This is a genomic window from Brevibacillus sp. 1238 (assembly GCF_029892995.1).
Lineage (GTDB): Bacteria > Bacillota > Bacilli > Brevibacillales > Brevibacillaceae > Brevibacillus > Brevibacillus parabrevis.
In genome coordinates, this window is sequence record NZ_JARXWC010000001.1 from 709,899 (window position 1) to 725,842 (window position 15,944).

Annotated in this window: 16 protein-coding genes; 15 read left to right on the plus strand and 1 reads right to left on the minus strand. The window is 52.8% G+C overall.

Annotated features, from left to right (window positions below):
* Window positions 1–64: 64 nt before the first annotated feature.
* Window positions 65–1,006, minus strand: a complete 942-nt coding sequence (locus tag M2298_RS03170; RefSeq protein ID WP_328139424.1) for a DMT family transporter — start codon at window positions 1,004–1,006, stop codon at window positions 65–67.
* A 281-nt stretch (window positions 1,007–1,287) separates the two neighbouring features.
* Between M2298_RS03170 and hemA the strand changes: the two genes are divergently transcribed.
* From hemA to hemH, 15 genes are all read left to right on the plus strand, one after another.
* Window positions 1,288–2,649, plus strand: coding sequence for a glutamyl-tRNA reductase (gene hemA, locus M2298_RS03175; protein WP_122964260.1), 1,362 nt, complete (start codon window positions 1,288–1,290; stop codon window positions 2,647–2,649).
* Window positions 2,650–2,715: 66 nt separating this feature from the next.
* A complete protein-coding gene (locus tag M2298_RS03180; RefSeq protein ID WP_063230139.1) occupies window positions 2,716–3,534 on the plus strand; it encodes a cytochrome C assembly family protein in 819 nt (272 codons plus the stop codon).
* Between the two features lie 24 nt (window positions 3,535–3,558).
* Window positions 3,559–4,488, plus strand: coding sequence for a hydroxymethylbilane synthase (gene hemC / locus M2298_RS03185; protein WP_122964259.1), 930 nt, complete (start codon window positions 3,559–3,561; stop codon window positions 4,486–4,488).
* Window positions 4,485–5,279 (plus strand): uroporphyrinogen-III synthase, encoded by a 795-nt coding sequence (locus tag M2298_RS03190; RefSeq protein WP_122964258.1) that lies wholly within the window; start codon window positions 4,485–4,487, stop codon window positions 5,277–5,279. The genes hemC and M2298_RS03190 overlap by 4 nt, the downstream gene beginning before the upstream one ends.
* A 1-nt stretch (window position 5,280) precedes the next feature.
* Window positions 5,281–6,255, plus strand: a complete 975-nt coding sequence (gene hemB / locus M2298_RS03195; protein WP_063230142.1) for a porphobilinogen synthase — start codon at window positions 5,281–5,283, stop codon at window positions 6,253–6,255.
* A 7-nt stretch (window positions 6,256–6,262) separates the two neighbouring features.
* Window positions 6,263–7,558: a glutamate-1-semialdehyde 2,1-aminomutase gene (gene hemL / locus M2298_RS03200; RefSeq protein ID WP_280648215.1), complete on the plus strand. Its 1,296-nt coding sequence runs from the start codon at window positions 6,263–6,265 to the stop codon at window positions 7,556–7,558.
* A 133-nt stretch (window positions 7,559–7,691) separates the two neighbouring features.
* Window positions 7,692–8,168 carry a GyrI-like domain-containing protein gene (locus M2298_RS03205; protein WP_173597482.1) on the plus strand — a complete coding sequence of 159 codons (477 nt, stop codon included), beginning with the start codon at window positions 7,692–7,694 and terminating at the stop codon, window positions 8,166–8,168.
* A 116-nt stretch (window positions 8,169–8,284) separates the two neighbouring features.
* Window positions 8,285–9,094 (plus strand): HipA family kinase, encoded by an 810-nt coding sequence (locus tag M2298_RS03210; RefSeq protein ID WP_280648216.1) that lies wholly within the window; start codon window positions 8,285–8,287, stop codon window positions 9,092–9,094.
* A gap of 134 nt (window positions 9,095–9,228) precedes the next feature.
* Complete coding sequence (locus M2298_RS03215) at window positions 9,229–10,041, plus strand: alpha/beta fold hydrolase (RefSeq protein ID WP_274875143.1); 813 nt, start codon at window positions 9,229–9,231, stop codon at window positions 10,039–10,041.
* 66 nt (window positions 10,042–10,107) lie between these two features.
* Window positions 10,108–11,982 (plus strand): bifunctional metallophosphatase/5'-nucleotidase, encoded by a 1,875-nt coding sequence (locus M2298_RS03220; RefSeq protein WP_122964253.1) that lies wholly within the window; start codon window positions 10,108–10,110, stop codon window positions 11,980–11,982.
* A 111-nt stretch (window positions 11,983–12,093) separates the two neighbouring features.
* Window positions 12,094–12,423, plus strand: coding sequence for a PadR family transcriptional regulator (locus M2298_RS03225; RefSeq protein ID WP_122964252.1), 330 nt, complete (start codon window positions 12,094–12,096; stop codon window positions 12,421–12,423).
* Window positions 12,410–12,961: an HAAS signaling domain-containing protein gene (locus M2298_RS03230; protein ID WP_122964251.1), complete on the plus strand. Its 552-nt coding sequence runs from the start codon at window positions 12,410–12,412 to the stop codon at window positions 12,959–12,961. Before M2298_RS03225 ends, M2298_RS03230 begins: the two co-directional genes overlap by 14 nt.
* Window position 12,962: 1 nt before the next feature.
* Entirely contained in the window at window positions 12,963–13,811 is an 849-nt protein-coding gene (locus M2298_RS03235) for a DUF4097 family beta strand repeat-containing protein (protein ID WP_122964250.1), read from the plus strand.
* Between the two features lie 138 nt (window positions 13,812–13,949).
* Window positions 13,950–14,987 (plus strand): uroporphyrinogen decarboxylase, encoded by a 1,038-nt coding sequence (gene hemE, locus M2298_RS03240; protein WP_122964249.1) that lies wholly within the window; start codon window positions 13,950–13,952, stop codon window positions 14,985–14,987.
* 16 nt (window positions 14,988–15,003) lie between these two features.
* Window positions 15,004–15,936 (plus strand): ferrochelatase, encoded by a 933-nt coding sequence (gene hemH / locus M2298_RS03245; RefSeq protein WP_122964248.1) that lies wholly within the window; start codon window positions 15,004–15,006, stop codon window positions 15,934–15,936.
* Window positions 15,937–15,944: the final 8 nt, after the last annotated feature.

Sequence of the window (15,944 nt, forward strand, 5' to 3'; positions counted from 1 at the left end):
ATGGAAAAAGGTTCCTTTTCCAGCGGGGAGAAGGAACCTTTTTTCTGTCATTTTTGCCACTCAGTCAGGCCGATTCGCGGCCTGCTTTTGTTTTGTCTTTTCGCTCGCGAGCTTGCTGGAGCCATTGGGCGATCGGCAGCTCTGCCAGGATCATTCCGGTAAAAATCATCAAGCAGCCAGTCAGCTGGCGTCCGTTCAATACTTCATGAATGAAGATGTACGAAGTAAGGGCGGCAAACACAGGCTCAAGGGCGAAAATGAGTGCCACTCGCGTCGAGCTGGTTTGCTTTTGCAAAGCCGTCTGGGCCAAAAAGGCAAGCGCGGTCGCAAAGATCGACGTGACGATCAGGCCCATTGCCACTTCGGGGATGAACAAGATCGCCGGATCAAACGCACGGCTCCAGTCTTCGAAGAAAAAAGCGTAGAGCCAACTCATGACCGCGACGGTGCCCAACTGAACGATGGCGAGCGGCAAGGCCGAGAAGCGGGGCGCGTACTTTCCGGTAAAAACGATCTGCATGGCGAAGCAAATCGCACAGCCGAACACGAGCGCATCACCCAGGTTGAACGAAAACTCCTGATTTTGGGTCAGCAAATACAAGCCTGCTGCTGCGAGAATCACGCCAATGACGGCGACAACCTTGATTCTGTCGCGCAAAAGCAAAAAAGAGAACAGCGGCACGAGCACGACAGACAAGCCTGTAATAAATCCGGCTTTGGAAGGCGTCGTGTAAAGCAGGCCGACTGTTTGCAGAGCGTAGCCAAGACAGAGCCAGAAGCCGAGAATGATGCCAGCGCGAATGATCGGACCGCGGAACTCGGTAAGCTGGCGACGATTGCGAATCAATAGAATGACGAGCAAAAACAGAGCGGCTACTGTGAAGCGCACAGCATTGAACGTGTTGGGGGGCAGTGAGGCGATCGCCTGCTGTACGATTAAAAATGTGGTTCCCCAGACCAAAGCGATAAGAAGCAGCGTTATGTCTGCCATCCATGGTTTTCTCAATGCTTCTTTTCTCTCCTCCCGGCTTGTTTACGAAATTTTATATTTATAGACGTATAGCCAGCATCATACGGTATCGGCAATGGGATTTCAAGCGGATTTATGCGCCATTTGTCGCTTTTTGCCGCGGTTTGCACCCTAGCGATTCGACTCTATGAGCGCCCAAAAGTGCGTTCAGTTAATAAACTTTTCACAATTACTCATGTCCGTTTACGGGCATAATGTTATAATAATAGTGCATTTTACATATGGCGTATGCAAGTATGTCATTCTGGGAGGACATTATGGATATTCTTTTGCTGGGCTTAAATTATAAAACGGCACCTGTCGAAGTTCGCGAAAAGTTTACATTCAGCGATGATGGGACTGTGCGCGCTCTTCATCTTCTCTCCCAGACGAAGAGTATTGCAGAATGTGTCATCTTGGGGACATGCAACCGTACGGAAATTTACGTCGTTTGCGATCAGGCGAATATCGGCCGGGACTATTCGCGTCGTTTTTTGGCGGAATGGTTCGGTGTGGAAAAAGAACGATTCAAGGATCACCTCTATATAAAAGAGAACGAACAGGCAATCGACCATCTGTTTAGAGTGTCTGCTGGTCTTGATTCGATGGTGATGGGAGAGACGCAAATTCTCGGTCAGGTGCGCGATGCCTTTTTGATGGCGCAAGAGCAGAAAACGACGGGAACCGTGTTCAACACGCTGTTCAAGCAAGCGATTACGTTCGCGAAGCGTGCCCATACGGAGACGGCTATCGGACAAAACGCCGTTTCGGTCAGCTATGCGGCGGTTGAACTGGGCAAAAAAATATTCGGCTCTTTCGCCGGGAAGTCCGTCCTGATTGTCGGAGCGGGCAAAATGAGCGAGCTGACTGCCAAACATTTGCACGCCAACGGTTCCGAACGCGTCACGGTAGCAAACCGCACCCTGGAGAGAGCGCAGCTTTTGGCGGAAAAATTCAAAGGGGATTCCTGTACGATGGAGCAGTTGCCTGAGGCGCTGCTCACCGCAGACATCGTCATCAGCTCGACGGGAGCGACCGGGTACGTCCTCGGCAAGCAAGATTTGGCGCCGATCATGAAGCAGCGGAAGCACCGCCCGCTGTTCATGGTGGATATTGCGGTTCCCCGTGACCTGAACCCTGATCTGCACGATCTGGATAACGTCTTTTTGTACGATATCGACGATCTGGAAGGCATCGTCGCAAGCAACGTCGCAGAGCGCTCGCGGGAAGCGGAGCGACTGGAGGCTATGATCGAAGAGGAAATCATGGCGTTTACCGCCTGGTACCAGACGCTCGGAGTAGCGCCGCTGATCGCTGCCCTGCGTGAAAAAACGCTCACCATTCAAGGCGAAGCGATGCGCAAGATTGAAAACAAGCTGCCAAACTTGACGGAGCGCGAGATGCACATCATCCGCAAGACGACAAAAGGGATCGTCAATCAGCTAATGCATGATCCGGTTGTCCGTCTGAAGGAGATGGCAGCTACCAAATCCGGAGAAGAAGTGCTGGACATTTTCACCAAGATGTTTGCTCTGGAAGAAATCCTGGAACGCAAAGAGCAGGAGGCGATCTGGGCAGACGATAAAACAAAACAACCAGCAGCTCGTGAAAAGGTATTGGCTTCCCGCCTGCCGGACTAACAACCTTCTTTGCAAAAACGATACTGCCATCGATAGAAACCGATAGGGAAAGAGGGGAGAGAGTGCATGGCCGAGGTGAGATGGATCTACGACCTGACGATCTTTCTCTACGCTGCAAGTGTTCTCTTCTATTTTAACGACTTCTTGCAAAGCAACCGGAAAGTCAATCGTTTGGCTTTCGGGTTGCTTATTGTCGTTTGGGCCTTGCAAACCGCTTTTTTTGTGTCGCAAACGGTGATGAAAGCTTATTTTCCTGTCATTACACTGTTTGAGACGCTGTTTTTTTACTCATGGGTGCTGGTAAGTCTGTCGCTTGCCATTCACTATTTTTTTCGCATTGATTTACTGGTTTTTTTTACAAATATCATCGGATTTGTCGTCCTGGTCATGTCGATGTTTTTGCCAGAGACGCCCATCGTCGCTGTATCCAGTGTGCTGACCTCTGAGCTTCTGTTGACACATGTGACGCTGGCGATGTTCAGCTACGGAGCTTTCTCTCTGTCGATGATCTTTTCAGCGATGTACCTGTTGCAGCATAAGATGCTCAAGGAGCGCCGCTGGACTCCGCTTTTGCGCAGATTGCCCAGTCTCGATCAATTGGAGGGCTACGCTTACCGGATGAATATGCTCGGTGTGCCGATGCTGCTGCTCTCGATTGTGCTGGGGATCATTTGGGGAAAAATGGTACTGCCGGAGAAATTTTTGCTGGATTCCAAAGTCGTTCTCTCTTTGCTCGTCTTGGCCAGCTATTCGTTCTGGCTGTACAAGCGATTTCGCGATACGATGCAAATGCGCAGGATGGCGCAATGGAACGTCTTGGCGTTTTTGCTTTTGCTCATCAATTTCTTAGGAATCACGACATCTACATTTCACAGCTGGTGGTAGCGGCTGTTCATCAAGGAGGCTGTCATGGGAAAATGGAAAGTGGGTACGCGGCGCAGCAAGCTGGCGCTCACCCAGACGAAGTGGGTTGTAGCGAAACTGCAGGAAATTGCGCCGGAAGCTGATTTTGAACTGCATGAGATTGTGACAAAAGGCGACCGGATTCTCGATGTTACTCTGTCCAAGGTGGGCGGAAAAGGCTTGTTCGTCAAAGAAATCGAACAGTCTTTGTACGACAAGGAAACGGATTTGGCGGTGCACAGCTTGAAGGACATGCCAGCCGAATTGCCGGAAGGACTCGTGATCGGGGCGATTCCGAAGCGCGTTGACCCGCGGGACGTCCTGCTTTCCCTGGATGGAAAAACGCTTGATGAGCTGCGGGAGGGGGCGCTGGTCGGAACCAGCAGTCTGCGCCGCAGTGCGCAAATTCTCGCGCATCGCCCGGACATTCAGATCGAGTCGCTGCGTGGAAACATTGATACGCGCATCCGCAAGCTGGAAGAAGGCAACTTTGATGCGATCATTTTGGCGGCAGCGGGTCTGGAGCGCGTCCAGTATGCGGGAAACATTTCGCAATATTTGCCCGTGGAAATCAGCCTGCCCGCTGTCGGACAGGGTGCGCTTGCCATCGAATGCCGCGCAGATGATGAAGAGACGCTGGCCCTGTTGAAACAGCTTGATGATGAGCCTACGCGTCTGGCTGTTACAGCCGAGCGCAGCTTCCTGCACAAGCTGCAAGGCGGCTGTCAAGTTCCGATCGGGGCGTATGCGACCGTGGATGAGGCGAAGCAGATCACTTTGACAGGCATGGTTGGCTCGCCGGATGGAAAACAGCTGTTCAAAAACACGGCGACAGGCACGGATGCGCTGGCGCTCGGCGTTCAGGTGGCGGAAGCGCTGCTCGCGCAAGGAGCGGGCGAGGTGCTCGCACAAGTTTTGCGGGAGAACCAGGAATGACAGCCGTCGGATCGCGCGGGCCGCTGACAGGCAAGCAGATCATGGTGACGCGCGCCAAAAGCCAGGTTCAGGAACTGGTGGACAAAATCGAACATTTGGGCGGAGAGGCTTATGCCTTTCCGCTTCTGAAAATGATCCCGCCTGCGGACAATGCGAGGCTGGATGAAGCCATCGCCGAGTTGTCCAGCTATGAGTGGGTCATTTTTACGAGTGTCAATGGCGTGCGTTTTTTTCTGGATCGGATGCAGCAGCTGGAAGTCGGTCTTCAAGCATTCGCAGGGAGGATTGCCGCAGTCGGTCCCAAGACGGCTCAGGCTCTGACCAGCCACGGTCTTGAGGTTGCCGTGATTCCTTCCGACTACGTAGCCGAGGGATTGCTCGCCAGTTTGCACGAACAGCTGCGTCCTGGCCAGCGTGTTTTGCTGCCGCGAGCGGACATTGCCCGCAAAGCGCTGCCAGCCGAATTGCAAGAACGAGGGCTTGCGGTGACAGAGGTGGACGTTTATCATACGGTCATCGACGCATCGCTTGCGCCGGAAGCGGCAAAAGAGTTGCAGCAAGGCCGCATTGATGTCATCTTGTTTACCAGCTCGTCTACCGTGACTCACTTCATCCAGGCGATGTCGCCTTATGCGACCCCAGGCTGGCTCGATCAGGTGCGGATCGCCTGCATCGGTCCGATCACAGCTGATACAGCCAGACAGAACGGGCTTGTTGTCGACGTGGTCGCGAGCGAGTACACGGTGGATGGACTGTTAGAAGCTTTACTAGAGAATCTGGGAGGGAATTGACATGGCACTTACATTTGACCGTCATCGCCGTCTGCGCCAAAGCGCGGCTATGCGCAATCTGGTACGAGAAAATCACATTCACCTGGAAGATCTGATTTATCCTCTGTTTGTCGTGGAAGGAACCGGCATCAAAAATGAAATTGCTTCGATGCCAGGCGTGTACCAGTTCTCTCTGGATGTTTTGGCGGAAGAAATGAAAGAGATTGTGGCGCTGGGAATCCAGTCCGTGCTGATGTTCGGGGTGCCGGAGCACAAAGACGCTTGCGGGACAGAGGCGTACAACGACGATGCGGTTACGCAGCAAGCCATCCGTCAGATCAAGGAAGCCCACCCGGAAATGATCGTGATTGCCGATACGTGCCTGTGTGAGTACACGGACCACGGTCATTGCGGCGTCATTCACAATGGCGAAGTCGTCAACGACGAGACGCTTGAACTTTTGGCAAAAACAGCGGTCTCCCAGGCAAAAGCGGGCGCTGACATCATCGCTCCGTCCAACATGATGGACGGATTTGTCGTTGCGATCCGCGAAGCTTTGGATGAAGCAGGCTTTTCCCATATTCCGATCATGTCCTACGCAGTGAAATACGCTTCCGCCTTCTACGGCCCATTCCGCGATGCCGCTGGTTCGACACCGCAATTCGGCGATCGCAAAAGCTACCAGATGGACGCGGCAAACGCACGGGAAGGACTGCGAGAAGCGGCTTCTGATGTAAAAGAAGGGGCAGACTTTTTGATCGTGAAGCCAGGTCTGGCTTTCATGGACATGGTGCTGCGCCTGCGCGAGAACTTCAACCTGCCGATCGTCGCCTACAACGTGAGTGCCGAATACTCCATGGTCAAAGCGGCAGCCCTCAACGGCTGGATTGATGAAGAGCGCATCGTAATGGAGGCGCTGCTTGGCTTCAAACGGGCTGGCGCAGACTTGATTATTACGTATCATGCCAAAGATGTAGCAAAATGGCTGGCGAGGTGAGCAAAAGATGATGAGAGAAAAATCGACTCAGTTGTTTGCAGAAGCACAGCATTACATACCTGGTGGAGTGAACAGCCCGGTGCGGGCGTTCAAGAGTGTGGGCGGCAATCCTGTCTACATTGAAAAAGGGGAAGGCTCCCGCATTTTTGATGTGGACGGCAACAGCTACATCGACTATATCGGCTCGTGGGGACCGCTGATTCTCGGTCATGCGCATCCGCGCGTGCTGGCGGCGATTACGGAAGTCGCTGCGCTCGGAACCAGCTTCGGTGCTCCGACAGAGCGCGAAACCGAGATGGCGAAGCTCGTATGTGAGCTGGTTCCATCCGTGGAAGTTGTGCGCATGGTCAACTCGGGCACAGAAGCGACGATGAGCGCTCTGCGTCTCGCCCGCGGCTACACGAAGCGCAACAAAATCATGAAGTTCGAAGGCTGTTACCACGGCCATGCCGACAGTCTGCTGATCAAAGCCGGTTCTGGCGTAGCGACGCTCGGTTTGCCGGATAGTCCGGGCGTGCCAGAAGGAACCGCTGTGAATACAATCACAGTGCCATACAACGATTTGGACAGCGTCAAGCTCGCTTTCGAGCATTTTGGCGACGATCTGGCTGCGGTCATTGTCGAGCCAATCGGAGGCAACATGGGCGTAGTGCCGCCACAGCCCGGTTTTTTGGAGGGGCTGCGTGAAATCACCAAGCAATACGGCGCGTTGCTCATTTTCGATGAAGTCATGACAGGCTTCCGTGTAGCGCTTGGCGGCGCTCAACAACTGTACGGCATCACGCCTGACCTGACCACGATGGGCAAAGTCATCGGCGGCGGTCTTCCGGTGGGAGCGTACGGCGGCAAACGGGAAATCATGCAGCAGATTGCCCCGGCAGGACCGATCTATCAGGCGGGAACGCTGTCCGGCAACCCGCTGGCGATGGCGGCAGGCTTGACTACCTTGCAAGAGCTGAGCAAGCCAGGTGCTTACGAGTATTTGGAAAAGCTGTCTGTGCGACTGGGTGAGGGACTGGCAGAAAATGCTCGCAAGCTGGGTATCCCGCACACGCTCAACCGGGTTGGCTCCATGGTATGCCTGTTCTTTACCGATACGCCAGTCATCAACTACGAGACGGCGAAAACAGCTGATTTGGACCGCTTCTCGGCTTACTTCAGCTATTTGCTGGAAGAAGGCGTCATGATCCCGCCGTCCCAGTTTGAAGGGATGTTCGTTTCCTTGGCACATACGGAAGAGGACATTGAACGGACGATTGAAGCGAGCTACCGCGCTATGAAAAAGGCGCTGGAAGCTGAATAAACAAGAGAGCGACACCTTCTGTAACTGCGCAGGAGGTGTTTTTTAGTTTTTTTGTAAAGATCGGCTGGAAGAAGCAGGATATTGCCATAACGGATGAGAATACGAGGGGAGCAAAAAAGAGCGAGGTGGAGTCATGGAAGGAACAATTGTACAGGTGCCAGAAAAACACGTGGTAGGACTCAGCTTTTCCGGCTCGTTTTCCATGTTGATCGAGCACATGCCCAAGCTGTGGGAAACGTTTTTGCAGCGACAAAAGGAGATTCCGCTTATGGTGCAGCCCAACGTGCGCTATGACATCAGTGACGAGAACCAGACGTACCAAATGTATACCGAGTATATCGTGGTAGAGGTAGAAGGCTTTGAAAAAATTCCTCCTGGCATGGTCGGGTTCACGCTGCCAGCCAGAACGTACGCCCGCTTCACCCATGCAGGACCGATGGAGACGGTGCAGGACACGTACCGTCAGTTGTTTGGCTGGCTTGACGCACACGGCCACCAGGTCGATCCGCAAGCTTTGCGCATGGAACGGTACGACCAGCGCTTCATTCCTTCCGTGCATCCCCGGCAAAGAGCGGAGAATACGTACGAAATTTTCATTCCGCTCCGCTAAGCGACAAGGGAACAACACCTCTTTTTGCTTTTTGGCGAGGTGATGTTCCTTTTGATTTCACCATTCTGCACCCAAATTCGTATACTGTTAAAAAACAGGGAAGAGGTGTACAGGTGGTGAGATTGAGATGGCGTTATCGGAAGCGCCTGCGTAAACGGTACGGCCGACTGATCTGGAAGGTCAAAAGCCGCAAAGGACGCAAGGGATACTTCAAATCGACGGTATATCGGCATCATCGCAAAAATTACCGCATTCTCGTAGCAAACGAGTACATCGCCGCGCATTTGGCGAAAAGCCTCGGGGTGCCTGTCGCAAAAGTGATGCAAGCCCATGTGCGCGGGCCAAACGGCCGGATCAAGCGTGGAATTATTTCCATCAAGGGCAAAGGCAGCAAGGTGATCCACTGGAAAAAAGTCAAAAAGCAATGGCTGAAAAAACCGCACAAGCACATCAAAGGGGCCAAAAAGCTGGCGCGGCTCGTCGCTTTTGACGCCTGGATTCTCAACCCGGATCGCTCCAACCGCAACCTGATTCTGCACAAGAAAAAGTCGTGGAAGAAGTACAAATGGTACGGAATCGATCATGGGATTTCCTTGTTTGGTAATCCTACTAAATGGAATCTGCGCCGCGCCAGGAAAAAGTTTTCCTGCAAAAAAGCCTACAAGTTTTGCCTGCATTCCGGCGAAAAGAAAAAACAGCGCATTCCCAAAGGGCTGAAGCGCTTTACCCGCGACAACCGCAAGCAACTGGAAAAAATGGTCAAGAAAATCCAGTCCTTGCCCAAAGGAAAGCTCAAAAAAGCGATTCGCCGAGTACCGAAGGGCTTGTTGACCCGGGCAGAAAAACGGTTTATCGAAAAAGTGCTGCTGTGCCGTCGCAAGCATTTGAAAAAGGCATTGAAGCGGATTTCCAAGCATTTCGGGTAGCGTTGGAGTGCTTGACCCATCTAGTAAATGAAGTTGAACAGATGGCCTGGAGGAGGCTGTTTTTTCAAGCGTTGCAGTCAGCGCTGGCAACTGGCACGCGGGCAGGCTGAACCAATCACCAAGGAGCGATGCACATGCGAAAAGAAATTCAACTGACAAACGGAGTCAAGCTCGCCTATGTAGAGGAGGGCATAGGGGAAGCGGTCGTTCTCTTGCACGGCTTCTGCGGCAGCTCGCGCTACTGGGACAAGCTGATCCCGTTGTTGTCCCGCACTCACCGTGTATTGGCTGTTGATTTGCGGGGACACGGCCACAGCGCTGCTCCGGACGAGCCTTATTCCATGGAACGGTTTGCCGAGGACATCGCGCTTTGGGCGGAAGCAGCAGGGCTTGCGAAATTCCATCTGTTCGGCCATTCGCTCGGCGGCTATGTGACACTCGCTTTTGCTGAAAAGCACGCGGACAAGCTGGCAAGCTTCGGGCTGATTCACTCCACGCCGTTCCCGGATGACGAAGCGGCCAAGGCGAATCGCAACAAAGGAGCCGACAGCATTCGCGAAAACGGGATGGAGCCGTTTATCAAAGCGCTTGTGCCCAAGCTGTTTGCACCTGATCACGTCGCTTCACTCACGCAAGAGGTCCAAACCGCAAAAGACATCGGGTTCGCCACCAGTCCGGTTGGCGCGATTCAAACGCTTTATGCGATGCGAGATCGCCCGGACCGCAATCGCGTTTTGCAAGAGACAGCGCTGCCTGTGCTTTTGGTTGCAGGGGCAAAAGACCAGATCATTCCGGTAGAAAAAACGTTCACTGTGGAACGAAGTCATGTGGTTCATAGGTTGTTGCCTGATGCCGGACACATGGGGATGCTGGAAGCGCCGGAGCAACTGTCAGAAGCCATAGCCGATTTTGTCGGAAAAAACAGCAAATCTGCACCATCAGCCTAGCAAATTTTGCTATAATGGAAGCGTTATCCTATCTTTTTGCATACATAGATGAGAGGGGAATTTCCTATGAAAAAAGCACGTCGCATTACCATGATGGCGTTTGCATCGGTTGTCTTCGCATCGTTGCTGTCGTCCTCCGCACTCGCAGCTCCACTGCATCCTGTCAAACACGTGGACTGGATGGTGAAAAAAGCGATCGTAACAGCAGGGCAAAACGGCGACCTGGCTCTGGATCGTACCGTAACGCTCGCTGAGGCAACCGTTGTATTCTCCAAACTCAAAGGCGCTCAAATCGGTGCGGCAGCAAAAGGCGCGCACTGGGCAACTCCTTACCTGGACTGGGCAAAAGGCCAAGGGGCAGTATCCCAGGACGACTTCAAAAATCCGACTCAAGTGGTCACTTCTGCAAAACTGACGCAAATGGCTGAAAAGCTGGGCTACAAAGTCACTTTCGGAAACAAGGCGAACGTGACGCGCGGAGAGTTTTTCCAGGCGTTGGGTGACGCTGCGACGACACACGTAACCATCGCTCACACAAACGATACGCACGGACACATTCAGGAAGACAAAAGCCAAAAAGAATTTGGCTTCGCTAAAATCGCTACCTTGCTGAAAGAATGGCGTGCGGAAAACAACAACTTCCTTTTGCTGGATGCAGGTGATACGTTCCAAGGAACCGTATTCGTCAACCAGTTCAAGGGCGAATCCGTCGTTCCAATCCTGAACAGCCTCGACTACAATGTGATGGCAGCGGGCAACCACGAGTTTGACTTCGGCTACGAGCAATTGCTGAAACTGCGCGACATGCTGGAACATCCGGTCATTTCCGCGAACGTGTTCAAAGCGGATGGCAAAGAGCTGTTGCTGCCAACCTTCAAGGCTGAAATCGGCGGCAAAAAATTCGCGTTTGTCGGCTTTGTGGCTGAAGATACTCCTGTTTTGACTCACCCTGACAACGTGAAGGGTCTGACCTTCAAGAACCCGGTTGAAGTGGCAAAAGCAGTTGTGCCGCAACTGAAAAAAGAAGTCGATCACGTCATCGTCGTCTCCCATATCGGGGTAGATGTGGACCGCGAAATCGCGAAAAACGTTCCTGGCATCGACCTGATCGTCGGCGGCCACTCCCATACGCCACTGAAAGAGCCTGAGCTGGTCAACGGCACATACATCGTTCAGGACTGGGAATACGGCAAGTCTTTGGGACGCGCTGACCTGTACTACCTGGGCAAAGAGCTGGTTGCATTCAGCGGCGGCTTGAAAGAATACGATGAAACTGTCGTTGCCGATCCGGAAGTTGACAAAATGGTTCAGGAAATTGTGAAGAAAATTGATTCCGTCATGAATGTGGTCATTGCAAAATCCGAGGTTCCACTGGACGGCGACCGCACGCTCGTACGCGCGAAGGAAACCAACGTAGGTAACCTGATTACCGATATCATGCTGGAGCGCACGAAGTCGATCAAAGGACATGAAGCGGATGTAGCGCTGGCAAACGGCGGCGGTATCCGTACACAGCTTCCGGCTGGAGACATTACAAAGAAAAACCTGTACACGCTGCTCCCGTTTGAAAACAACACACTGTCTGTTGTGGAAGTGACGGGAGAAGAGCTGAAGCAGGCGCTGGAAAACGGCGTGAGCCAAGTGGGCACAGGAGCAGGACGCTTCCCGCAAATCAGCGGCATGAGCTTTACTTACAACCCGACAAAACCGGTTGGCGAGCGCGTCCTGGAAGTGAAGGTAGGCGACAAGCCGCTTGACCTGACCAAAACTTACAAAGTAGCGACCATCGACTTCCTGGCAGCTGGCGGCGATGGCTACGAGTCCTTTAAAAAGCCGTTCTTCAACACAGGCTTGTCCATGTACAGCATCGTGGAAGAAGGATTGATGAAGCGCAAAGTGGTCAATCCGAAAGTAGAAGGACGTATTGTCGAAGTAAAATAAAGGTTGTGACGGATCAGACAGGGAAGATGTTCACTTCCCTGTCTTTTCTATCATAAAGTACCTTGCAATATACAGTAGCAATTTGGTAAGCTTTGACATGGGTGATGGACAATGAACGTACAGTTTAAAAAAGGTGTCCTGGAGCTGTGTGTTCTCGTGTTGACCGCCAAACGCGACAGATACGGATATGAACTGGTCGCGAGCATCTCCGAGAAGTTTCATATTGCGGAAGGGACCGTCTACCCTTTGCTGCGCCGATTGACCCTGGAAGGCTTTTTTGAAACCTATCTGACAGAATCGCAAGAAGGGCCGCCACGAAAATATTATCGGCTGACCGAGCAGGGAAGACGCTACATGAATGATCTCGTGCTGGAGTGGCGCATATTCAACCGCGGGGTCAACGAAATGATAGAGGAGGGACTGGGGTATGACAAGACGTGAGTTTATGGATGAGCTGGGCGCGTTGCTTGGCGATTTGCCTGACAAAGAGCGTCTGGACATCCTGGCTGATTATACCGAACATTTTTTGATCGGGATCAAGCAAGGAAAAAGTGAGCATGAAATTGCGGAAAGCCTGGGCAGCCCAAAAACGATTGCCAGAGAGCTTTTGGCCGGCTACCGGATTGATCAGGCGCAGTCCAACGCATCGGTAAGCAATATGTCCAGAGCCATTCTCGCCACGATCAGTCTGGGCTTTTTCAATCTGCTGTTTGTCCTCGGGCCGTTTTTTGGCTTGATCGGCGTGCTGATCGCCTGCTATGCCGTCTCCTTCTCGCTTCTGGTGGCACCGTTTGGCATTTTGATGGAATACGGGTATCCCGAACCGTCGCAGGAACGGCTCTTGCTCTTGTTTGGCAGCCTTGTATCGGTCGGACTGGGAGGAATGCTCACGGTAGGCTTGCTGCGCTTCACCAAGTGGATTTACAGCATGTTCCTAAAGTATCTGCAATTTAACGTGCAGATGATCAGGGGGAAATAAGATGAAAAATTGGGGAAAAAAGCTGTTCGGCATCAGCTTTCTGCTGTTTATCATCGGGGTGTGCGGGCTTGTTTGGCTGTTTTCCAAGCAAGAATATTTCGCCTTCTCGCTAAAAAAAGTCGAGCAGCAGCAAACGATTGAGCAAGATTTCAAGGCAGTGGATGTGAGCACAGGAACCGCAGATTTGGTCATTACGCCGGCAAAAGTAGAGAAAGCGACTGTGCGGCTCGTCGGAGAAGTTGCCGAGATGCAAAAAGATCGCCTGCAATTTACGAGCGAAGTAAGGCCGGACGGGACGCTTGTGGTGTACGTTCAGGAAAAGCTGCGCGTGAGCCTTTTCTATATAGGCAACGACGACTTGAAGCTGGAAGTGACGTTGCCGGAAAAGCAGTATGAGAGCATTCGCTTGAAAACCGACACAGGCAATATCACCAGCGGGGCGTTGACTGCGAGAAAAGCCGACATCGCGTCTCACACGGGTGATTTGGAGTTGAACGGCTTCGCGGGTGAGCGGCTGGACATACAGACCGACACGGGGGATATGCAGCTTGCCGGAATCCGCGCCGCTGTAACGATCGACACGGCCACAGGAGACATCGACAAGCTGATTTTGCCTGAGTTGACGCAAAATACGACAATCCGGACCGATACGGGCGATGTGCGGATGGAAGTGGAAAAGCAGCCGGAAAAGGCGCAACTGGAACTTTCCACAGATACGGGAACGATCGAGGCTGGCTGGCAAGGGATGTCCTACGAGGAAAAAGACAGGTATTACATGAAAGGAACGCTCGGAACAGCGGGGCCGAAGGTGTATGTCAAGACTTCTACGGGAGATATCCGCATTCAATAGAAGAAGTTTGGCAACAATGGTGGATAGGATTGGAAAGCGCGAAACGAAAAGATTTTGACACAAAAGAGTCATTACTTGTCGAATGCCCAGTGGTATCATATTGATGGGACAGATTATTGTGCAAAGAGAGGATTATTCATGACTTCAAAACCATTTAACGATACGTTTTTGAAAGCATGCCGCGGGGAGGCGACAGAGCATGTCCCTGTCTGGTACATGCGCCAGGCGGGACGATACCAGCCCGAATACCGCGCAATTCGCGCGAAGTATACCTTTTTTGAGATGAATTACATACCGGAAGTGTGCGCAGAAGTGACACGCCTGCCTGTAGACCAGTTGGGCGTAGATGCCGCCATTTTGTTCGCGGACATCATGACCCCGCTAAAACCGATTGGTGTCGACGTGAACATCGAGTCGGGAATTGGCCCGGTGATTGCCAATCCGATTGAGTCATTGGCGGATGTGCAGCGCCTGCTCGACCTGGAGCCGGAAACGCACGTGCCGTATATTTTGGAATCGATCAAGCTGTTGCGCGAGCAGTTGTCTGTTCCGCTGATCGGTTTTGCGGGAGCGCCGTTCACCCTTGCCAGCTACATGATCGAGGGCGGCCCTTCCAAGCATTACCACAAGACCAAAGCTTTCATGTACACGGAACCAGCAGCTTGGCAGGCGCTGATGGAGAAGCTCGGCGACTTGACGATCACGTACCTGAAGGCGCAAATCAAGGCCGGGGCGCAAGCGGTTCAAGTGTTTGACTCATGGGTAGGCGCGTTGAACGACGAAGATTATCGCGAGTACATAACGCCTGTCATGACCCGGATTTTTCAAGCGCTGAAAGAAACAGGAGTGCCGACCATCTACTTCGGAATCGGTGCGGGTCATCTTTTGCTGGATTGGAACCGCTTGCCTGTGGATGTCGTCGGTCTGGACTGGCGCACTTCCATCACGACAGCGCGCAATATGGGTGTGACCAAAACGCTCCAGGGCAACCTCGACCCGACGCTGCTGCTTGCTCCTTGGGAGAAGCTCGAAGCAAAAGCGAAAGAGATTCTCGACGAAGGTACAAAACAGCCAGGTTTCATTTTCAATCTGGGGCACGGTGTATTCCCTGACGCCAAGGTAGAAACGCTGCAAAAATTGACCGCGTTCATTCATAGCTACAAACGGGACGTGTGACCAGGAGGGGTTGGAAATGTCGAAGCCAAAAACAGGGCTTTTGCTGATGGCGTATGGAACGCCGCGCAGCCCTGAGCAAATCGAACCATACTACACGCACATTCGCCGCGGCCGCAAACCGCCGCAAGAACTGCTTGACGACTTGAGAGCCCGCTATGAGGCGGTAGATGGGCTGAACCGTTTTGCGGATATTACGGACGAGCAGGTGCGAGCGCTGACTGCGGAACTGAACAAGCGTTATCCCGATCGGGAGTTTGTCGGATACTTGGGGTTGAAGCATATTGCCCCGTTCATCGAGGATGCTGTCGAGCAGATGAAGCGAGACGGTATTGAAGAGGCGGTAAGTCTGGTTCTCGCTCCGCATTACTCCAGCTACAGCGTAAAAGAGTACAACGGCAGAGCGCAGGAGCATTCCGAATCGATCCAAGGCCCGAAAATCGAGAGCATCGAGAGCTGGTATTTGGAACCGGGCTTCATTGAATACTGGGCGAAAGCGATTGCGGGTACGTTTGCCTCGATGCCGGAAGAAGAACGCGGACAAGCCGTCGTCATCTTCTCTGCCCACAGTCTCCCTGAAAAAATCTTGAAGTCTGGCGATCCTTATCCGCAGCAACTGGAGGATACAGCCAAGCTGATTGCCGAGCAGGCCGGAATTTCCCGCTATGCTATCGGCTGGCAGAGTGCGGGCAACACGCCAGAGCCGTGGCTTGGGCCAGACGTTCAAGATTTGACGAGAGACTTGTACAAAGAGCACGGCTACCAGTCGTTCGTCTATTGTCCGGTCGGGTTCGTAGCCGAGCACCTCGAAGTGTTGTTTGACAATGATATGGAATGCAAGGCAGTAACGGAAGAGCTGGGTGTTCACTACCATCGCCCTCCGATGCCTAACGCCAGACCTGCGTTTATTTCCTGTCTGGCTGATGCGATCGGGAAAAAGCTGGCGAACTAGGGGATTGA